The organism is Zooshikella harenae (assembly GCF_018837975.1).
GTDB lineage: Bacteria > Pseudomonadota > Gammaproteobacteria > Pseudomonadales > Zooshikellaceae > Zooshikella > Zooshikella harenae.
The window spans coordinates 1-21409 of record NZ_JAGSOY010000058.1 but is presented as its reverse complement, the minus strand read 5'-3'; the positions used below and the strand labels follow the sequence as shown (position 1 = coordinate 21409).

Here is a 21409-nt window from a genome sequence, read left to right as displayed (position 1 = left end):
ACGACACATAGCCCATTCACAATAATGCAAAAAAGCAATAAACAAAAACGTATTCATAAGCAACATTTTAATAAACATATAAATACAGCGAGTTACTTAAATCGCCTACTTAGAGGAGATAAGCCGTGCAACGAGAGTCGATGGAATTCGATGTTGTTATTGTAGGTGCAGGTCCAGCAGGATTATCTTCCGCCTGTCGACTAATGCAGTTAGCTCAGCAACAAGAGCGGGAAATCACTGTTTGTGTAGTAGAAAAAGGCTCTGAAGTGGGAGCTCATATTCTGTCTGGTGCTGTTATTGAAAGCACGGCACTGGATGAGTTATTTCCTGACTGGGCCCAACGTGGCGCCCCTCTTAATACGAAAGTATTGCGAGATGACATTTATGTCCTGCCCAATGAAGAAAAGGGAATAAAAATACCCAATGTTTTAGTACCACGCCCCATGCATAATGAAGGAAATTACATTGTTAGCCTGGGTAACCTTTGTCGTTGGTTGGCTGAGCAGGCAGAAAACTTGGGGGTTGAAATTTTTCCTGGTTTTGCTGCAGCAGAAGTGCTTTATGATGCGCAAGGTCATGTGCAGGGGGTGATTACGGGTGATATGGGGGTGGGTAGCGATGGCCAACATAAAGACAGCTATATGCCAGGGATGGAGCTGAAAGCAAAATATACGTTGTTTGCTGAAGGGTGTCGGGGGCATCTAGGAAAAGCACTTATTGCTAAATATACCCTTGATAAAGGTAGGACCCCGCAACATTATGGCATTGGTATTAAAGAACTATGGGATATTCCTGCAGAAAAGCATGAGCCTGGGTTAGTGGTACATACGACGGGTTGGCCGCTTAAAGAGTCAGACAGTTTGGGAGGGACCTTTCTGTATCATCTTGAAAATAATCAAGTTGCGCTGGGGTTGATCACCGACCTTTGCTATCGCAACCCCTATGTCAGCCCCTTTGATGAGTTTCAACGTCATAAATTGCATCCAGTAATTCGGCAATATTTAGAAGGTGGTAAGCGTGTCTCTTATGGGGCTCGGGCTATAACTAAAGGTGGACCCCAAGCATTACCCAAAATGGTATTTCCTGGTGGAGTGTTGATTGGTTGTGATGCGGGTACCTTGAACTATGCCAAGATTAAAGGTACCCACACAGCAATGAAATCAGGCATGTTGGCAGCAGAAGCTGTATTTGCTGCGATTGGTCAAGGTCGGCAAGGCGATACACTGGATGATTATGAGCGTGCTTTTAATGCTTCATGGTTACATGATGAGCTGCATGAGCAACGTAACTTCGGTCCGGCGATGCATAAATTTGGTAATATTGTCGGTGCTGCATTTGCTTTTTTTGATTTAAATATTATGCGTGGTAAGTGGCCTTTTACGTTGAAAGACACCACGCCTGATCATGCAACCCTAATCCCTGCAGCGGATGCTAAACCACTAGATTATCCTAAACCAGATAACACACTGACCTTTGATAAATTAAGTTCTGTTTACTTATCCTTTACTAACCACGAGGAAAACCAGCCATGTCATTTACAGTTGGCTGATATGTCCATTCCAATCAGTGATAACCTGCCGAAATATGCTGAGCCCGCACAGCGTTACTGTCCTGCAGGTGTTTATGAAGTGGTTGAAAATGAGCAAGGTGAGACAGAGTTTCAAATCAATGCGCAAAACTGTGTGCATTGTAAAACCTGTGATATTAAAGATCCTGCGCAAAATATTACATGGGTAACGCCTGAAGCTGGTGGTGGCCCTAATTATCCCAATATGTAAATCACCTGCCGTAATATAAATAATGCTATCCCTTTAAACAGGCTAGAGCAGTCTGTTTAAAGGGTACATCCCCTGCCCACCTAATTTGCAACTTTAAGCATCCAGTGATCACTGGTTTTGCTGCCACTGGATGCCTGTAAATAAAAAGACTTTGGTCGTGTCAGTTGGTCAAAGCCAGTTCGTGATAAAGACGAGCCTATACCAGACTGCTTACAGCCTTGCCAACTTAATGCAGGATCAATCAGGTCACAGCGGTTCATATAAATAGTCCCCGTATTTAATCGCTCTCCAATCAGCTCAACAGACTCAATATCTTCAGTGAAAATCCCTGCAGAGCAACCAAACTGACAGTCGTTCATTAAAGCAATTGCTTCGGCATCATAGTTTACTGGGGTAATGGTTACGAGTGGGCCTTGAGTGGGCAGCTGCATGATGGCCATACTTTGGTTTACATTGGTCAGTACTTGAGGGGCAACATAAGGTGAGTGAGGGGGGGCATTTTTGAAGTGATTCGGGTCTATTAAGGGCGTTGCGCCTTGTTTTAACGCCTGTTTGAGTTGGTTTCGGACATGATTAGCGGCGGCTTGATTGACGAGTGGTCCAAGGGTTGTTTCAGGTAAGTTGGGACGATCTAAAACCAACTGTTTTATCCAGCGGCTGACTTTCTCTTGTACAGCACTGTACAGCGTATGATGAACATAAATGCGCTCAACAGCACAGTTAGACTGTCCTGCGTTGTAAAATGCGCCATCCATGACCTGAGGTATAGTGTAATTTAGATCCGCATCATGCCGTATGTAAGCAGGGTCTTTCCCACTTAGTTCAATGTAACAGGGTTTTGCAGAGGTGACCAATTGTTGGCTGATGGCGGGATTAACACCATACTGGTCGGTGTAACTGACATAATCAATTTGCTTTGAGGCAATCAGCTCACGGGTTTGGGCTGTGGTGATGTGGAGGTATTCCAGTACACCATCAGGCATCCCCTCCTCCTTAAATGCAGCAACCAGACGCTCAGCGCATAAAGGTGACTGATGGGAGTGGCGAAGTAGCACAGTGTTTCCTGCGAGTAATGCGGGAATGAGTGTATTGGCCAAACTTAAGTAAGGGTAATGGCAGCCACTGATAATGAAAACTGTACCCAAAGGGATACGCTTGATATAGCGTATGAGTGTGGAATCACTTGAAATTGGCAGTGGCGCTAATGACTCTTCAGCAATTTGTAACAAATAGCTACACTGTTCTGCAAATGATCTAATTTCCTCCGCAGCATGAGTAATGGGACGGCCTATTTGCCAGCAAAGTTCTTCAGCAATTTCGTGCTGTTGACTTTGTAATCGTTTAAGTGCCGCAGCACAAAGCTGAATTTTTTCAGGTAAAGATAATGATCGCCACGCTTGTTGGGCTGTTTGAAGACGATTTACAATAGCACTTATCTGACGAGACTCTGCGAAAGGACGCTCGACATAAAGGGTATTGTCGATGGGGCTATAAGTTTGTAAGAGGATATCCTGATCCATTCGATGTATTCCTTGTAATGCCAGCCATCAATAAATCCTTCGCTGTGGCTATAAATACATAATCTATTGTCTATTAATAGTATCTCATCATACCTTTTTCCTACTTAATATCGCACACTATTTGTTATAGCTTGTTTTAAAGGTTGTTTATTTTATTAAATTTCTGAGTGCGTTGCTGTTCGTGCTTAAAGTAGCGTCAATAAAATTAGGTTATGTTGTTAAGTGACGTATATCCTTATATACGTAGGGGGGTGGTGCTTGCGAGGGTTGTAGATATTGGGTTATTGTTGCATTGAGCACTGATGAGAAAAATAATGATTGAGGGTTTGCACGTGGATATCAATGAGGAAGTTGAACTGCTTAGTCACGTGCCAATGTTTGCCAAGCTGGATAAGAACAAGCTCAGGCTATTGGCATTCACCAGTGAAGCATTATGCTACCGGGATAAGGAAATTATTTTTCACCAAAGTGAATCACCTGATGGTGCTTATGTTGTCATGTCGGGTGAGGTGGAAGTAGTTTCACATACGTCGGCTGGGGAAGTCGTTAATGCGGTCCGAGGTAAAAATGCCCTGATTGGTGAAATGGCAGTGATTACTAATCAGCCTCGTTCAGCTACGATTCGCGCGAAAGGTCCTGTGCAAATGCTGAAAATAAGCTCTGACTTGTTTTTGAAACTGTTGACGGAAAACCCAGATGTTGCACTGGATGTTATGCGTCAACTTAGTCGTAAAATTGCAGAAGCTCAGCATCAATATGAAATCCTACAGGTACAGCTACTACAATAGTAAAGGTAGGCGATTCTTGAGGGAGTGTGCATGAATCGAGAGCGGTTTGTTGATTTATGGCGCCGGGTGGTTGACTCTGACCATGATGAAGCGGAGGCAATTTTCAATCGGCTTTATTCTTACTATGACTCTATTGAGCGGCATTATCACTCAGCAGAGCATATTATTTTTTGTTTAGAACAGTTTGATAAGGTCAGAGATGATCTGGATGATCCGGATGCGGTAGAACTCGCATTATGGTTTCATGATGTGATCTATGAGTGTGGAGCGCAGGATAATGAACTGCAAAGCTCTGAGTATTTTAGTGAGTGTAGCTGCAAGCGTTTAAGTGAGCTTTATAATGGTAAAGTTCGCCAGTTGATTATGGATACCACGCATAAGGCTCCCCCCAAAAGCCATGATGGCCGCTTTATTGTGGATATTGATTTATCCAGCATTGCCCTACCCTGGCCTGAGTTTCTCCACGATACGATGAATGTTCGTGCAGAAAGTCCTCTTTGTGACAGTGAATACTATCAGCGTCAACTTGCCTTTTTCTCTGTCTTATTAAAAAGACCTCATTTTTTTTATACGGATTATTTCGAAAAACGCTATGGAAAACAGGCTAAGTATAACCTTGAACGTTTTATTCGTGAGGTAAAGCAAGGCAAGTTGAATTTACAAGCGCAAACTGCACCTTAAATCCATTATTTGTTTATGAGGCTTGCTTCGGTTTAACCGTATAAATTTCAGTGCTATGTGTTAATCCTCTGGCTTTGATCTTATCTACCCGTTGATACTCAAATGTTTCTTCACCTGCAGCCTGTCGTGTTGACTCGGTAACTAGAAGTCTGGAGCCGTAGTCTTTGTTCAACGCTTCAAGCCGGGCCGCAAGGTTGACGGCCTCTCCATGTACGGTATAGGTCAATCGTTCAGCAGTGCCTACCAAGCCACCCACTACCCGTCCCGTATTAATACCAATGCGGGTTCGTAACATCGTGTCGCTAATGGTGAGCTTCTCAGGAATAGCAAGTGCTGCATGAATGGCATTGGCTGCATGAGTTGCTGCAGTAATGGGAATATTGAATGATGCGAGAATGGCATCGCCTTGAAACTGGTTAATGGTGCCTCCATAGCGTTTTATAGGTTCAGCAATAATACTGAAGTAGTCATTTAACACTTGAATGAGTTGTTCTGGAGGTAGGTGTTCACTAAGGCTGGTGAACCCTTCGATATCCGTGAACAGTAGGGTTGCTTCTTTGACTTCACCATTACCCGCTTGTAAACGCTCCTCACTGGTTGAAATATTTTTTACAACCGTTTCTGGGACAAATCGAGACAAGTCTTCAACGGTACTACTTTCAAAAACCGCTTCAATTAATAGATGGCGACCACGCCCTATTGCAATGGCCAGGATCAATGTGACACAGCCTATGGAGATAATTTTGTCCAACTCAGCACCGACTAAAATAGTATTAGAGGTCAGGTATTCAACATAGTTACGGGTCATCAGGTTCTGGGTTGGGTCGTGGTATAGCGCGTACAGCATCAGTAAGAGCCAGCCTACAGTAGCACAAAGGCCTGAGAACAAAACAAATCGTCGCTCAAAGCGTAAAGCGCGGATAGCTATAAATATAAAAACATACAACATGGTGGGTGCTTTTAAATAAAAAGCTGCAGGTTGCATATACTGAATATGAAAGCTCCAGATTAAGCTGTAGAGCAGTGTGAAATCCATAAAAATCGCCAGATAAGCATGCCAGTTACGACTGGGGAGGCGATAAACTAACATTATGCGAATAGCTGAAAAAATTAAGTAGACGCCCAGTGCCCAGGGGACAGGCTCTGACTGAATAAGCTCCCATAATGAACAGCAGCCACTTTGCCACTCATTAAGGTTAAAAATACTGTGCTGACGGGTAAATGTTTTCGGCGAGCTGCTATAGAGCAGGATAAAGAGTAACACAATAACAATTTCTACCCAGGCAATAACACGCTCACTTTCAGCTTGCTGTTGCCTAACAGCGAAAAGAATGCGTTTAGGAAGTTGTCGGATATGGGGTATGTACAATGACCATTCCTCAGGTTAATCCGCGAGTGATAACGTTGTGGCCTTTTAGCAAGCATTATGAATTGCCTGTAAAAAGTGTAGCCCCTGACTGGATTATGATGCATGAGGGGACTAAGACTTAATAGGGTTAGTAAAGAGACACATTATTCAACAAAAAATGAGTCAACGTCTGTGGCATCAAATAAACATGAAATATGGCAAGAGGTGTTGTGGGGTGGGTTTGAAGGCTGGTGTATCTCTGAAACAGTAAGCTGGCTGTTGACTTCAGGCCGAGCTATTACCGACCCAGCCCTCTTCTTAAAGTGTTTAGCAGCACATTTGCTAAGAGCTGGGGCAGATGTGGCGCGCATCCGGATAACCCTTAATACCATTGATCCTGAAATCACTGGGCGTGCTTATACCTGGTGGCGAGAACAAGACGAGATCGAGGTGTTTGCCCCTGCTCATGGGATAGACAGTACCCCTTCTTATCGCGGTAGTCCTATTGAAGAAGTACGTGAGCATGGTCGAATGGTGCATTATACACTTACAGGTGAACTACCTGAGCATGCCCACGCCGTGTTAAAAGAGCTTAAAGCTCAGGGAGTGACTGACTATGTTGCCTTTCCATTGCTGTTTTCTGATCAGTCAGTGAATGCATTTATCATTGCCAGTGACAACCTGGAGGGTTTTTCTGTAGATGATTTAAAAAAATGGCGGGCTTTATTGTTATATCTACTTCCAGTGCTCGAAGTCTTTTCTGCGCGTAGTATTATTCGATCGTTATTAAATACCTATGTTGGTCCCAGAACAGGTCAGAAAATATTGAAAGGTCGGGTTAAGCGAGGTGATTCAGAACTGATTGAGTGTGCACTTTGGTACAGTGATTTGCGCAATTTTACTGAATTAACGGAGTCTTTGTCGACAGAGCCCATGCTGCAACTGGTGAATACTTATTTTGAAGTGGTGACTAATGCAGTCACTCGACGTGGTGGTGAAGTGTTACGTTTTATTGGTGATGCGATGTTGATTGTATTTACGACTGAAGCGCTGGGGTCAGTTGATAAGGCCTGTTCAGCCGTATTACAGGCAGCAATTGATGCCAATAATCAGCTACAACAGCTTAATAAAGACTTAGTTGCACGGGGGCTACCCGTATTGGAGTTTGGTGTGGGACTCCATGTAGGCGAAGTGGTTTATGGTAATGTTGGATCATTATCTCGCTTGGATTTCACCGTTATGGGACCCGCCGTTAATCGGACTGCCCGACTTGAAGAACTGACGAAGTCTTTGGGTGTCGACTTGTTATTAACGGCAGAATTTGCAGCTAATGTGGCTGAGCCAACCGTTTTTCTTGGTAGTTATAGTGTTCGAGGTGTAGCTGAGCCTCTACAAATTCATACTCTTCAACAATTTCTTCAAGATCAACACCCTACCAATACGCCGGGTGTTGCATTATAGTTTGCTGTTTTTCTATAAGAGACTAGTAGCTTTATTGCACCAGGCTGTGTTGCAAAGGCATTATATTAGCTCTAAGAAATCGTGAATACATACCCAATGCGAAGGGTATACTGCGGATGATGTTTAAATGGCGGTATACGCATAATCACTGAGAGGGTCCATGGCTCAGGTTAGACTGAACAATGCACGTCTGTTGATTTATAGTCATGACACATATGGCTTAGGGCACTTACGACGCTGTAGAACGATTGCCCACGCGTTGGTGAAGCGCTTTAAAGGTCTGTCAGTTTTGATTATTTCAGGCTCACCGATTATTGGCCGCTTTGAGTTTAGAGCCAGAGTTGACTACGTACGCATCCCGGGTGTGATTAAACTTTATAATGGTGAATACACATCACTTGGATTGCATATTGATATACAGCAGACGTTGGATATTCGTAAAGCAATTATTCAACATACCGCTCTCAGTTTTCAGCCAGATATCTTTCTGGTGGATAAAGAGCCATTAGGGCTTAAAGGTGAGGTAGAGCCAACGTTGCGTGCACTTCGAGAAATTGGTGTTAAGACGGTCTTAGGATTACGTGATGTGATGGATGATCCGCAGTGGTTAGCAAAGGAGTGGCAGCAAAAAGGCATTCCTCCTAAGTTACTTGATTTGTACGATGATATTTGGGTCTATGGCCCTGCCTCAATGGGGAGCCCTTTAACAGGTCTTAATTTCCCTGAGCCTATAGAGCCACATTTGTATTTTACAGGTTATCTGGCACGTCATGTCCCTAAAGCGGCGGAGCTGGATGTTAGTACACTACCAGATCATTATATTCTGGTGACTCCTGGAGGGGGTGGGGATGGCGTTGAGTTAGTTGATTGGGTCTTACGGGCTTATGAATCCTTAACTTCCCTTCCCTTTGCTGCGGTCATTATTCTTGGGCCTTTTATGGGGGCTGCAGAGCGTGAGCAGTTTGAACATCGTGCAGCAGGCTTAGCCCAAGTCACTATTCATACGTTTGACCGGCACATTGAAGCCCTCATGGCCAATGCCAAAGCAGTTGTAGCTATGGGGGGATACAACACATTTTGTGAAATTTTATCGCTTCGCAAACCTTCACTGCTGGTGCCACGTAAAAAACCTCGTTTAGAACAGTTTATTCGTGCTAAACAAGCTGAGGCATTAGGACTAGTGTCTGTACTGGATCCTGATGAAGGTGGCTCAACAGCACGCATGGTTCAGGCTTTACAGCAACTGTCTTATCAATCACCACTGACTGAAGATCAAATCAATGGGCTGCTGACTGGGCTGGATTGGATCGCTGAGCGATTTCTTAAATTGCTGGGTGAGGATAGGTTGGAATATTCCAACGAGGCGGAGGAGTAATGCCTCAGCATATTATGATGTATTGCCAGCATCTACTGGGAGTTGGTCATTTGTATCGGTTAGCCCGTATTGCGGCTGCCTGCCTTCAGTCAGGTTTTAAGGTCACTATTGTGGCAGGTGGTGAGCGGACAAGTCAGTCTTTGTTTACTGGCTGTGACTGGGTCCAACTGCCTCCAATAAAAGTGCCTGATGCATCATTCAGTGAGCTGGTGACTGTAGATGGTCAGCCAGTATCAGCAAGTTATTGGCAGCAGCGACAACAGGTATTGATGGACACAATCAAGAAAACATCGCCGGATGTTTTCTTGGTTGAAATGTATCCTTTTGGTCGCAGGGCATTCAGGCATGAGCTAACGCCTATTCTAGCTGCATTAAAAGCCCAAGGGGCTTGTAAAATTATGTGCTCGTTGCGGGATATTTTGGTGGATAAATTTGTGCGTGAGCCGCAACGACAAGATTGGGTTATTCATCAGCTAGAGCAGTACTTTGATGCGGTGCTGGTTCATGGAGATGAACAGTTTATCCGTCTACAAGATACCTTTCCGGCAGCGGCCCGAATTACTTCACTGCTTTACTATACGGGCTATGTCGGACCTGAGTTGGATACTCTGACGCCTGAGATAGCTACTTTAACGAGTGCCGAACCTCGGCAGGAAGTTGTCGTATCCGCAGGCAGTAGTGCAGTGGCTGAACAAATGATGATGGCGCTCTTAGCCGCACGTCCCTACTCGACAGTTGCCCATTGGACATGGCGCTTTTTACTGGGACCTCGGAGTAGCAACAGACTTCGTCAAGCGCTCTCTGCGGCTAATAAAGATATGGCACTTGGCGGCATTAAGGTTGAGGGGTTAAGGGACGATTTTGTATCCCTGTTAGCCTCTGCTGGCCTGTCTATCTCACAGGCTGGCTATAATACCGTGATGGATGTGTTAGTCGCGCAGTGTCCTGCATTACTTTTACCTTTTGCCAATACAGAAGAAACGGAGCAGCTTTTTCGGGCACAACGGTTATCGGCTATAGGCTGTTGTTACTATGTGCAAGCTGAACAGCTTTCTCCCCAGGCATTGGCTGAGTGTATCGATAAGGCAGTCAGTTTAAATCCCAAGGTATCGCCTTCTCCCATTACCCTGGGTGGGCAATGGCAAACAGTGAACATTATCAAACGGTGGCTGAATGACGAGTCTGCTTGATGAAGCTCCAGCACTTTGGCGAGCACTGACCATTGAGCTGGAAAAATGGCAGCAACAATTTGGCGGGGTCCCTCTTTGGTGGCGGGATGATGATGTTCAAACCTATACACCAGAACTTGACCGTCTACTCAAAATTAATCGCCAGCAGTACAGTAGCACATTGGCTTTAGCCGCTATTCCTGCAGGTGCAACCAATAGCCTTGCTCGGCGTTTACAGTCAGAACCTAGCTGCTGGGTTTTACAGCATGGTTATCGTCATAAAAACTATGCTCCTCCAACCCGTAAAAAGTGTGAGCTTGATGAGGATAGGCCATTAGCAGCAATCGCTAAAGAGCTACAAAGTGGTGCTACCTATTTAGCGGGATTATTCGGTGATCAGTTTTTGCCTGTTCTGGTTCCTCCCTGGAATCGAATGCGCAGTGATTTGCTGGTTCACTTACCTGCCTGGGGATACTGGGGGTGGTCTGGGCTAGGCCCCCAAAGTGGGGTACCTGGGCTCAAAGTTGCCAATGTACATATTGATATTATTAATTGGCGAACGCGGCAATTTGCCGGAACTGGGCAAGTTCTGGGTCAATGGCTACGGGTTTTACAACAACAACGTGCTTCAACATTACCCAGTGAATCGCCTATCCCTATTGGCTTAATGACGCATCATCTGGCACATGATGAAAAGTGTTGGTTGTTTTTAAATACTTTCCTACCTTGGATTGAAGAACAGGTAACGATCCACTGGCAGTCACCTATGGCTTTATTTTCTCCTACTCGCCGCTAGGAGGCTCCCGCAAAACTATTTTTCTTCGTTTGCAACACCCTTCTGGATGTCCTGTGGCGGGTGAGAAAGTGACATGTTTAAAGACTTCAGCTGCCAGCCCTGAGTTGGACTCCAGGTGAAGTTATGTGCACGCTGCCAATTTAAGCGAGTAGGATACTTGTCTAGCATCAGCCATCCAGTGGCCGCCGCGAGTAAGGGACGAATGACACCTTTATGGGTGACGATAACCTTTGGAATATGTGCTGATTGTTGGGCATTCTCTTGTACCGCCCACTGAGTAATTCGCTGCAATACTTGGTAAGGGCTTTCGCCTTGAGTGGGGTGTAAATGAATGCCACGCTGCTCTTGATACTGGAGTTCATTAGGGTGCTGTTGGCGTAAGTTTGTTAAGGTCTGTCCTTCCCAGTGACCCCAGTCCATTTCCTGCCATGGTTCAAGAATTTGGTAGGTTATACCAAGCGCTTGAGCTGTTTGCTGAGCACGCATGAGCGGGCTGCTATACCAGCGTAGCTGTTTCCAGGCTGGTGATAGTTTAAGGTGTTGTAGCCGTGATACTTCCTCTGGCAGCAAGTGTGTGTCTTGACGTCCCTGAATACGGCGTTGTTGATTCCACAGGGTCGTGCCATGACGTAAACAATAAATCGTGAGCATTAATCTGGGTTTCCTATCAGCGGTGTTAACCACTGCTTAAGTTGTTGTGCTGCAGCGAAGAGGCTATGGTGTTGATGGCTCCATTGTTGAGCCTGCTGACTTAATTGCTGTCGTAGTTTGGGTTGAGTCAGTAGTTCATATACCCCATGTTTGAAGTTTTCAGGTTGTTGTTGAGGGATTATTAATCCACCACGCTGTGTGGGGGTATCTGAAAACAAGCTACAAACACCTGGTGTTGCACCAGTGATCACCGGTAAGCCATACATTTGTGCTTCTAAAATAGCCATACCCAAAGCCTCATTAATGGCGGGCCAAGCCATCAGATCACAAGTCTGTAGCCAAGGGGTAATCTGTGTTGTTTCAAATTTACCCAGCCAGTGTATACGAGTTCCTAACGTATTAGCCTCTTTCTTAAGCTGGTTGAGGGCTTGCCCCTCACCAATAATAATCCATTGCCAGGGTACGTTTTGTAATGATTGCAAGCAGTTCAAGAGATAACGATAGGAGGCGAGTTTGTCACCAGGGCGAACCATCGCCACTGACAATAGCCAAGGTTGATTTTCTGGAATACCGTATTGTTGGGCAAGTTGTTGGCGAATGGTTGATTGGGGAAGGTCTGCTTGTTCAGGTAGTGCCATAAACGGAGGAAGATAATGGCACACGTCAGTCGCCTGGCAGTATGGCTGAATACCTGTTAGGTCTTTTGGATTAAGACTGATAACCGCATTAGCCTGGTGAAGAGCAGCAAGTGTTGCTCTAAAGTTATATCGCCAAGGTCCATGAAGTTGTTTTTCAGACACAGACGCTTCTGCAATTACATAGGGAATGTTGAGTGCTTGACTGACACGCGGCCCAAGCCAGTCAGGGGCTTTATGATAGAGGTGATAGGTAAACCAGAATGTTGGCCGCTGCACTTTTGGTAGGCGTAAATAGTGCTTGATGAGTTTGTTGGCCTGCCACTTGCCCAATCGTGCCAGACGTTTTTGATGTTTTAGTTCGCCATGCCTGCTGAAACTTCGGAGCTGACTGGCTAATACAGGTGTCCACCCACAAAGTTCCAGGCATTGCCAGAAGTGCTGGGCAATCTTTTGGTCTCCAGAAGGTGTCGGGTAAGTGGGTGCTTTGAGTGGAGCATAAAATGCTACAGGGTTGTTAACTGATAGTGTGCTCATTGTTTACAAGAGCCAGTAAAGCAATTGGCTAATGTTGCAATCCCTTGTTGTAGATTAAAGTGGGTTGTGACGCGTTTATACCCTGCTTCGGCCAGTGCTTGTCGCCATTCAGGCTGGGTGATCAATTGTTGCAGTGCTTGGCTTGTGGCACTGACATCTTCTGGTGGAACTAAGATCCCGGTTTGCTTATCGATGATAAGTTCTGGAATACCAGAAATTGCAGTGGCCATGCAGGCAACGTGTTGGCTTTGCGCTTCCATCAACACGTTAGGCAAGCCATCACGGTCGCCATCTTCAGTGATGCGACTACCAAGAATAAAAATATCTGCTTGGCGGTATTGATTTAGTACCATTTGTTGTGACTGTGCACCTTGCCAGGTGATTTTGTCTGCAATGCCAAGTTGCTCTGCCTGGAGTTGTAACTTGGATAACTCTGGCCCCTGGCCAATATGCGTAAAGTGCCAAGATAATGAAGGTGGCAGTTTTGCCAGTGCTTCTAAAATTACATCATAGCCTTTTTTAGGGACGGCACGGCCAACAGAGAGAATTTGTACCTGAGTAGAAGGCGGTGTTTCGCGTGGCTCAGGTATGATGGGAAAACGGTTAAAGTCCAAGCCGTGATAGACCAACATCACTTTATCGGGTTGTGAGGTCAGACTTTGTAAGTAATGTTGGTTGCTCTGGGTGCAGGTCGTCAGCCAAGCCATGTCTTCCAGTTTATCCGTTAAATCCCAGGATGGGGTCGTCCAGATATCTTTGGCGTGTGCAGAAGCAGACCATGGAATGCCCGTCAAGTGACTGGTATAACGTGTTACTGAGCCGGGAGTATGAATAAAATGGGCGTACAGTTGTTGAGTATCTGGGGACAGCTCAGTGGCAAGTACCCAGGACTGTCCAAGTCTACGGATGCGGTTACGGGTTGGATCTCGGCGAAAATCCTGCCACCAGAGGCGCAGCGTTGACCAAAAGCGTGGACGGAACAGTTGTGTCCATAAGCTGCGAATAACCCGCATAGGCTCATGATGCAGGTACTCCGGAAGATACACAACAGGTGCTTTTATTTCACGGTGAATGGGGTGTACTGTGTGATCAGTAGGATGGCGTAATGAAATCAGGGTAATTGCAAATCCTTGCTGTTCCAAAGCATGAATTTCTTGTGCAATAAATGTTTCTGATAAACGTGGATACCCCTTCAAAACCAATGCAATTGATTTTGTCAAACGATTACCTCAATAACAGATGAATACAACATTTAATTCATTATCTGACTTGTGCTTGCCTATGAGTATTTGGCTGAAGCTAACGGTATCAAAGGTGTTGCTTACATAAACAAACAATAAATAACACCTTTGTGCTGCGTGCTCTTGTGGTCAAGGATTAAACTATTAACAAGCCTAAAGGCTGAATATTATACCATGTCTATCTGGTTGATTTCGATGGTGATGTTTGTTTATAGACACCTCGTATTAGGTGGTTTATAAGTCAAGTGTTGGCCATTAGCAGTGACGTAAGCATTTTTTAAATAAATTGAGCTAGCCTGCTACTGGTATAGTTATACCCATCATGAAAGGTATAACATAACAAGATCTCTCTTTTTTTACCTTGAATGGGTATCGCATGGAGCCATCAATTTATCGTTACATTCTCAAGCACACCCTGAAGGATCAAGTTCTCATTCTGTTGTTAACGTTGGTTTCTTTTCCTATTGTCTATGCCTCATTAGAGGTTCCTAAGCATATTATTAATAGTGCAATTAATGGCAAAAATATTCCTGATACTATTATGGGATATCCGCTAGACCAGTTTGATTATTTGTTTTTTTTAAGTGGGTTATTTTTGCTATTAGTGGTGATCAATGGGGCGATTAAGTATGTATTGAATGTTTATCGCGGTATAGTTGGTGAACGCATGTTGCGAGACCTGCGCCTTGAACTCTTCAGTCGTATTTTACGTTTCCCTATTCCACATTTTAAAAAAGTCTCACAAGGTGAAATTATTCCCATCGTCACGGCTGAAACTGAACCGTTGGGAGGTTTTATTGGTGAGGCTTTTGCCCTACCCGCCTTTCAAGGCGGATTATTGTTAACGTATTTGTTCTTTATTTTTAACCAGGATGCACTGTTAGGGGTGGCAGCTGTTGCATTATACCCTTTTCAAATGTGGGTAATTCCCAAATTACAAGCCAAAGTAAATCAGTTAGGTAAGCAACGAGTACTTGCGGCACGACGTTTAGGTGATCGGGTGGGTGACAGTATTGCTGGAATTCAGGAGATCCATGCTTTTGGGGTTGCGGAACGGGAACGAAGTAATGTACTTGAGCGTGTGCAACATATCTTTATGATTCGTTTGCGTATCTACAAGCTGAAGTTTTTTATTAAATTTCTGAATAACTTCTTGTCAAAAGTCACGCCCTTTTTCTTTTACTCTGCCGGTGGTTATTACGTCATTAAGGGGGAGTTATCGTTAGGGGCTTTAATTGCTGTGCTCTCTGCGTATCAGGACTTAGATGCGCCCTGGAAGGAGCTGTTGAAGTTCTATCAAACGAAAGAAGATGTGCGAATAAAATATGAACAAATTATAGAGCAGTTTCATCCTGAAGGCTTATTACCTGAGGCGTTACAAACAGGGAAAGCAGAGTTGTTACCAGTTGAGCAACTTTCTTTGACTGCACGTAATGTCAGTTATGCTGAGTACAGTAATGTCAACATTGTCAATAATCTCAGTATTGAGTTACTGCCACAACAACATACGGCCATTGTTGGACCTGAAGGCAGTGGTAAAACAGAATTGGCTAAGTTGTTATCCCGCCTGTTACAACCGAAAACTGGTCGTATAGAGCTTGCGGGTCAAAATATTCAACTGCTCAATGAGCGCACGCTAAGTAAGCATGTGGCGTATGTTGGTGCTCATGCACATTTTTTCGCCGGTACAATCCGGGAAAACCTTTATTATGGCGTAGACCCTGAATTTGCTTCTGAGAACACAAGCTGTCAGTACCAGGTTGAAAATGATGTTATGGAGCTGCTGGCAGAAGTTCAGCTACAAGATGATGTCTATCACTATGGTTTGCAGAGTTATATTGATCCTGAGCGAGACCCTGATTTAGCTGCTGAGGTACTTGAGTTGCGCCATGCGCTGCGAGCTTCTCTCCATGCTGCTGAGATGGATGATTTAGTTGAGTTTTTTGATTGGGATAAATACAACGAGAATCTGTCTGTGGCGGAAAACCTCTTATTTGGTTCATCACGCACTATTTCTTTGGATTTTAACAAACTGGCTCGTCATCCCTTGATTCATCAGTCTTTAAAAGAAGTTGATTTAATGGGGGAAGCGCTCCGTGTTGGGTATGAGCTGGCAAAAATCATGGTGGAATTGTTCGCCGATGTGGAACCTGGTAGTGACTTGTTTGAGCGTTTTAGTTTCATTAAATCAGAAGAATTACCTGAATATAAGCAATTGCTAACAAAAACCAGTTTGGATTCATTGATGAAGTTGCCCTTAGCGCAACAGGAAATGCTGTTAGTCTTATTATTTCAACTAGTGCCAGCACGTCATCGTTTGGGACTACTAACGGAAAGCCGAAAAACCAAATTATTGTTGGTGCGCAAAAAGCTATTTCTTGCACTGCAAAAGGAAGCACATGATTTACAGTTGTATGATGCAAATGAATATAATGCTGCGCTAACGCTGCAGGAAAATATTTTATTTGGCAAAATTGTTTACGGACAGGCGCGTGCTCAAACAGAAATCAGTCAGCGTATTGATGAGCTGGTGAGGGAGTATGAGCTGCGTACACAAATTATGTGTTACGGACTGGATTTTTCTGTAGGTACTTCGGGTTCTCGTTTATCAGTGGCAACACGACAAAAGCTGGCACTTGTTCGAGCATTACTGAAAAAACCAAGTTTTCTAATTGTTAACCAAGCCACCAGTGTACTAGACCTTGGTGCTGAGCGGCATATCATTCACTGTGTCTTAAAACGGATGAAAGGCCAAGGGGTATGTTGGATACTGGGACGAATAGAACAGACATCGGCTTTTGATTATGTGTTAGTTATGGAGAAAGGACATGTCGTTGATCAGGGTGAATATACAAAGTTAAAAGATAATAGCCAGGCTTTTCAAGCTTTGCTAATGGGGGGAGTCGAATAATTAACTGAACTCATTAGCATGGATAGGATTTGTTTTTGTTAAATCAATGAGTTATCCACATAAATGGTGGATAACTCTGTTGATGATTTTGAGAGGCCCATGAATGTTGGGCTATACGGAAACTGGTTAATTAATAACTTCTCGTAGATAAGTAGGGCTATCGGTTGATTTTTAGACTGTGTATGAGCCATTAACCTATCTGTTCATATTTTAACAAGAGATACCCTTCAGTTGCTCTGTATAATAAATAATTTTATTGGTACATTTGTCTACAATATTTGCTATATCCTCTCCAGCAATCTTGATAATCCGCTCTGGAGGACCAGGAGAAAAAATAAACTTTTCATACTCATTAATAGCTTGATCTACGATCATCGTTATCTATATTTATCACGAACTATTTTTATATGCAATTGCCCTGATCAGGCTAGCCCCTAACCCCCTTCATTATGGGTATATGTGTTGGGATGTGGAGTAATTGTTCTTTTTGGGTTTTTAAAACTATTCGCGGAATAGGCTATCACTCATCTATAATCAAGATGTTGTTGGGGAATATCTACGGCTAAAATTAATATAATAAATGACTGTAGGAATAAGGTTGTTAATTATTTTTTCATCTGAATTTCTACTTTCTTGAATAGTCAAGCTATAAGGGTGCATATAAAAATTATTTTCGATGGATATATGCAGAAGGTCAATTTAGGGCAACAGCATGATTAATGGAAAAAAGTTCCTTATATTACTCTTATCATGTAATTTGTGCTTCGGATGCCCATTAAAAAAAATGCATTATATCACTGAAGAATACCCTCCCTACAATTATATTTCAAATGACAAACTAGTAGGTATAGGTGTTGATGTACTAATAGCTTCCTCAAAAATGGTTGATTGCCCTGTTCATCGTAGTGATATAAGAGTGTTACCTTGGGCTAGAGCCTATAAAATGACCAAAGAAAAAAAAGATACTGTGCTATTTACGATTGCTAAAAATAAAGAAAGGGAAGCACTTTTCTTATGGGCGGGACCTTTTGTTGAGGCAAAGAATGTATTGATCGCGAAAAAAACATCCAATATTACTATCAATAATTATGATTTAAATAAGTGGGTAATTGGTGCAATTCGTGATGATATTAGTTTTTTGTTGGCATCTAAGTCTGGCATTAGTGAGGATAGGTTTAGATTTGCAAGGTTACCTGATCACCTTGCTCATATGCTGTCAAAAGGTCGGATTGATATGTGGGCATACTCTGATCATTCTGCTTGGTGGATTCTACGTAAGCATGGATATGATAGAGCAGATTTTGAGGTAGTAAAAGTACTGGGTGTATACAAAGATTTTTTTGCCTTTAATTTGCGCTCTAATCCTACGGCTGTTGAGCTATTGCAAACAGGGATTGATATGTTAAAAAACACACCTGGTAAGATTGGTAAGTCAATGATGGAAGATATTCTCCTTAAGTATTTGTAAAGTATATTTTTAATACCTCATAATCACCTCGAGTGACTTCTATAATCGATTAATCATGAAAACGTACAGTCATAGTCGTCGATGATGAGTCTAGGTTACCAAGCACCAAAAGAGTTGGGATGATAATTAGCCTGTCAGCAGTAACGGGCTGTCACAATGCTTTTGGTAGACGTAAATTTTACCCTTTAACTAATAATCGATCTAGAACATGTGTGGTTAACAGCCTTTTTAATAAGGCAAATAAATGGGTTGGAAAAGTCACTCGGTAACGAGCTTTAGGGTTTTTGCTTTCTAACGCATGTATAAGCTTTGCGGTCACCTCCTCGGGACCCAAAGTAAATGGTGTCGTTACTTCGGCCTTTTCCAGTCGATCAAGTTGAGCTTTATAGCTTTCAAAGTGTTTACTCGTTTGCCAATCAATATTTTGCTTAAACTTTGCCGCAGCATTGGCTCGAAACTGAGAAATAATTGGTCCTGGCTCAATCAGTGAAATCTCTATGGGTGAGCCTTTCAATTCAAGACGAAGTGTATCTGTTAACCCTTCAATTGCGAATTTTGACGCGTTATAGGCACCTCGATAAGGCATACAAACAATCCCCAAAACTGAACTGTTTTGAACAATCCTGCCATGGCCTTGTTGACGCATAACCTTAAGTACTTTTCGTGTTAGGTGATGCCAGCCAAAGACATTTGATTCAAACTGTTGGCGTAATACCTCTGTTGGTAAGTCTTCAATTGCACCTGGTTGGCCGTAAGCGCCATTGTTAAATAAAAAGTCTAGGGTACCACTGGTTCGTTGCAGAATTTCCTCAAGTGCTTGTTCGATCGAATGTTGCTCATCTAGATCGAGCCTAATACTCTCCAGTCCTTTGTCAATGAGTGCATCAACATCGACTTGCTTTCTTGCGGTTGCGAAAACACGATATCCACGTTCTTTCAACGTATGCGCTGCATGTAGACCAATTCCCGACGAACACCCTGTTATTAGAATGGATTTTTGAGGCATAGTCTTAACTACCTTTGGTTTTCATTAAGATACCAAGGGTAATAATACACAGCTTGTAGTACAACACTTTTGGTTTAACGCACCAAAAGACGCAGACCATACCAGCCTAGCAACGGTTACTTTTGTACTGCAAAAAAAGACTGACGTAAAAAAAAACATTGCACGAAGATATAATTTTTTTGAAATAGATTGAAAATCTTGTTGTTTAAGCTCAGCAGGTTTAACCTTAGCAGACTAGCAGGGTTAAACCTCTTAACTAGATTCAGACACAAAAACTTTCAGCTCATAAACCGTTGTATTCTCAGTACGCCTCCTCTCCGTCAACCTCTCCTTAGAAAAATAGCTGGTAATTAGGGGGATCGACTATTTTTTGGGTTATAGAGCACTTAATGAGTTGGCTCATAAACCAACTCTTCTCTTATTTGAGTCAGATATTAAAGAATATGTCCATAGTTCCATGTTTCTATGGTATTTCCTCCATAAATACCACATACACCAAGCCCATAAGCAGTTACCAGTGATCCACTAGCTTTAGTTAATACAGCTTTCCCACCCTCAGTTCCTGCATCAACTCCTAATGCGTTCTTATAAGCATTATGCACGCATGTGGCTGGAGTTCCTTCTATAGGTTTGTTGAAATAAACCATAACTCTTCCGTTTCCATCTACTCGTATTTGAGTAACTTTTGCTTTGCTGACATGACCAATTGAATAAGCATTAGACACTGTTAACATAGTTAATAATGCAACGATATATTTCTTCATATTTCTCACTTAACACTACTCAACGTTTTTTCATTTATTAGGAAACTTTAAACTGTCTTGATTTTATCAACTCTTCAGGTCTCACGCTATTCGACAAATGCACCATCCAGCGGAGTTATTGGCTATTTTGGTGGAGTAGTTAACCAAAAGTGACTAGTTAGACATCTGCTCTTACTTAATTGAGAGCGTGTACATTTCTCTATGACGCAGATATGGATTTATAAATGATACACGCCATAAGCGACTACCGTCGCACTACCTAACCAAATAAATATTTTAAATTCTGCCCAATGATCTTCCCAATAATTTCCGCGAAACATGCTAATTATATCGGGAGTAAACCAAAACTTTATGCATTCAATAAGTTCGTCTTTGTCGCTGAATAGCAGTTTGTACATTGCCCATAATGTCAAAAAGAATGCTATTCCTGTTAAAATTTCACGCATAACTTCACCTTACTCTTTCCTGATTAAATTTTGCCCCACACTAAAGTAAGTTTTAGTGTATATTCACGCACTTGGAACTACCTTCATCTACTCTACAAGCAGGCTTATCTCTCATGTAAATCCACCCCTGCCATAATTTGTCGTCCTTAAACTCTCCACTCATAATTGTTCCATCTTCAAAATAGTATGTACCCTTGCCATGCTTGTTATCATAATTCCAATAACCAACATATCTATCTCCACTAGGCCATGTATATACTCCGTATCCATGTCGGTAACCAGATTTATAAGCGCCAGCGTAGGTATCGCCATCTGAGTATTCAATCACTCCTTGACCAAACGGAACTGAATCGTTGCACTCACCTATATAAAAGCCAATATCACCATCAGGATCTTTGTAATTTTCTCTACATATTTCTGATGCATTTGGAGTTTTAGCTTCAGCACAACCAATCATTAATGCCAAATAAAATAATTTTCTCTTTATCATTAGTATTAACACGCTTAAAATAATATTTTTTTAACTATTAATAAAAAACACCCGTAAAACCACAGTTTCTTTGTAAGCTTTAGACACTGCCATTCAGTAAGCTGACTGGCTAGGTAACAGTTCTAATCTGACTAGCAGTGGCTTGACGATTAATCCGATACCAACTGTCAACTCCTGTCGTTAAATTTGAATTTAGTACATTTATATGAACATGCTTTACAGTCTATCGAATAGCTCCATTTTACTAGAACGTTTCCATTTTCAATCTTTTTTACTGAAAATATTTTTATGGGTACATCATTCAATTCAGTAGCCTGGATGGATGAAGTGGTTGGGGGGTAGTA

General features: G+C 42.9%; 19 protein-coding genes. 9 read left to right on the top strand and 10 right to left on the bottom strand.

Going from position 1 to position 21409, the window contains the following annotated elements; all coding sequences use genetic code 11:
- Positions 1–125: 125 nt before the first annotated feature.
- The gene (locus KCG35_RS18365; protein ID WP_215821259.1) at positions 126–1778 is read left to right on the top strand and encodes an electron transfer flavoprotein-ubiquinone oxidoreductase; all 1653 of its coding nucleotides are present in this window, start codon (positions 126–128) and stop codon (positions 1776–1778) included.
- A gap of 80 nt (positions 1779–1858) precedes the next feature.
- Here KCG35_RS18365 and KCG35_RS18360 read toward each other — a convergent pair whose 3' ends face one another.
- A complete protein-coding gene (locus tag KCG35_RS18360; protein ID WP_215821258.1) occupies positions 1859–3298 on the bottom strand; it encodes an aldehyde dehydrogenase family protein in 1440 nt (479 codons plus the stop codon).
- Between the two features lie 314 nt (positions 3299–3612).
- On the opposite strand from KCG35_RS18360, the gene KCG35_RS18355 reads away from it, so the two are divergent.
- Together KCG35_RS18355 and KCG35_RS18350 are read left to right on the top strand one after the other, a co-directional pair.
- Positions 3613–4086, top strand: coding sequence for a cyclic nucleotide-binding domain-containing protein (locus KCG35_RS18355; RefSeq protein ID WP_215821257.1), 474 nt, complete (start codon positions 3613–3615; stop codon positions 4084–4086).
- A 30-nt stretch (positions 4087–4116) separates the two neighbouring features.
- Positions 4117–4767, top strand: a complete 651-nt coding sequence (locus KCG35_RS18350; RefSeq protein WP_215821256.1) for an HD domain-containing protein — start codon at positions 4117–4119, stop codon at positions 4765–4767.
- A 13-nt stretch (positions 4768–4780) separates the two neighbouring features.
- Here the strand turns inward: KCG35_RS18350 and KCG35_RS18345 are convergent, their stop codons facing one another.
- Positions 4781–6136, bottom strand: a complete 1356-nt coding sequence (locus tag KCG35_RS18345; RefSeq protein ID WP_215821255.1) for an adenylate/guanylate cyclase domain-containing protein — start codon at positions 6134–6136, stop codon at positions 4781–4783.
- Positions 6137–6307: 171 nt separating this feature from the next.
- Here KCG35_RS18345 and KCG35_RS18340 point away from each other — a divergent pair, with 171 nt between their 5' ends.
- The 4 genes from KCG35_RS18340 to KCG35_RS18325 all read left to right on the top strand — a co-directional run bounded on the left by KCG35_RS18340 (position 6308) and on the right by KCG35_RS18325 (position 10916).
- Complete coding sequence (locus KCG35_RS18340; protein WP_215821254.1) at positions 6308–7576, top strand: adenylate/guanylate cyclase domain-containing protein; 1269 nt, start codon at positions 6308–6310, stop codon at positions 7574–7576.
- Between the two features lie 160 nt (positions 7577–7736).
- Positions 7737–8951, top strand: coding sequence for a glycosyltransferase family protein (locus KCG35_RS18335; protein ID WP_215821253.1), 1215 nt, complete (start codon positions 7737–7739; stop codon positions 8949–8951).
- Complete coding sequence (locus KCG35_RS18330; protein ID WP_215821252.1) at positions 8951–10141, top strand: glycosyltransferase family protein; 1191 nt, start codon at positions 8951–8953, stop codon at positions 10139–10141. Before KCG35_RS18335 ends, KCG35_RS18330 begins: the two co-directional genes overlap by 1 nt.
- Positions 10125–10916: a polysaccharide deacetylase family protein gene (locus tag KCG35_RS18325; RefSeq protein ID WP_215821251.1), complete on the top strand. Its 792-nt coding sequence runs from the start codon at positions 10125–10127 to the stop codon at positions 10914–10916. Before KCG35_RS18330 ends, KCG35_RS18325 begins: the two co-directional genes overlap by 17 nt.
- 15 nt (positions 10917–10931) lie before the next feature.
- Here KCG35_RS18325 and KCG35_RS18320 read toward each other — a convergent pair whose 3' ends face one another.
- From KCG35_RS18320 to KCG35_RS18310, 3 genes are read right to left on the bottom strand one after another with little or no spacing between them, the layout of a single operon-like run.
- Positions 10932–11567 (bottom strand): histidine phosphatase family protein, encoded by a 636-nt coding sequence (locus KCG35_RS18320; protein ID WP_215821250.1) that lies wholly within the window; start codon positions 11565–11567, stop codon positions 10932–10934.
- Positions 11567–12739 carry a glycosyltransferase family 4 protein gene (locus tag KCG35_RS18315; protein WP_215821249.1) on the bottom strand — a complete coding sequence of 391 codons (1173 nt, stop codon included), beginning with the start codon at positions 12737–12739 and terminating at the stop codon, positions 11567–11569. The genes KCG35_RS18320 and KCG35_RS18315 overlap by 1 nt, the downstream gene beginning before the upstream one ends.
- Positions 12736–13959, bottom strand: a complete 1224-nt coding sequence (locus tag KCG35_RS18310; protein ID WP_230409251.1) for a glycosyltransferase family 4 protein — start codon at positions 13957–13959, stop codon at positions 12736–12738. Before KCG35_RS18310 ends, KCG35_RS18315 begins: the two co-directional genes overlap by 4 nt.
- Before the next feature lie 397 nt (positions 13960–14356).
- Here KCG35_RS18310 and KCG35_RS18305 point away from each other — a divergent pair, with 397 nt between their 5' ends.
- Positions 14357–16891, top strand: coding sequence for an ABC transporter ATP-binding protein (locus KCG35_RS18305; protein ID WP_215821248.1), 2535 nt, complete (start codon positions 14357–14359; stop codon positions 16889–16891).
- A 210-nt stretch (positions 16892–17101) separates the two neighbouring features.
- On the opposite strand, the gene KCG35_RS18300 is transcribed toward KCG35_RS18305, so the two are convergent.
- Positions 17102–17266: a hypothetical protein gene (locus KCG35_RS18300; protein ID WP_215821247.1), complete on the bottom strand. Its 165-nt coding sequence runs from the start codon at positions 17264–17266 to the stop codon at positions 17102–17104.
- 409 nt (positions 17267–17675) lie between these two features.
- Here KCG35_RS18300 and KCG35_RS18295 point away from each other — a divergent pair, with 409 nt between their 5' ends.
- Positions 17676–18359 carry a substrate-binding periplasmic protein gene (locus KCG35_RS18295; protein WP_215821246.1) on the top strand — a complete coding sequence of 228 codons (684 nt, stop codon included), beginning with the start codon at positions 17676–17678 and terminating at the stop codon, positions 18357–18359.
- Positions 18360–18537: 178 nt separating this feature from the next.
- Here the strand turns inward: KCG35_RS18295 and KCG35_RS18290 are convergent, their stop codons facing one another.
- From KCG35_RS18290 to KCG35_RS18275, 4 genes are all read right to left on the bottom strand, one after another.
- Positions 18538–19365: an SDR family oxidoreductase gene (locus tag KCG35_RS18290; protein WP_215821245.1), complete on the bottom strand. Its 828-nt coding sequence runs from the start codon at positions 19363–19365 to the stop codon at positions 18538–18540.
- A gap of 434 nt (positions 19366–19799) precedes the next feature.
- Entirely contained in the window at positions 19800–20129 is a 330-nt protein-coding gene (locus tag KCG35_RS18285; RefSeq protein WP_215821244.1) for a hypothetical protein, read from the bottom strand.
- 218 nt (positions 20130–20347) lie between these two features.
- The gene (locus KCG35_RS18280; RefSeq protein WP_215821243.1) at positions 20348–20575 is read right to left on the bottom strand and encodes a hypothetical protein; all 228 of its coding nucleotides are present in this window, start codon (positions 20573–20575) and stop codon (positions 20348–20350) included.
- Positions 20576–20627: 52 nt separating this feature from the next.
- A complete protein-coding gene (locus KCG35_RS18275; RefSeq protein WP_215821242.1) occupies positions 20628–21065 on the bottom strand; it encodes an MORN repeat-containing protein in 438 nt (145 codons plus the stop codon).
- Between the last annotated feature and the right edge of the window lie 344 nt (positions 21066–21409).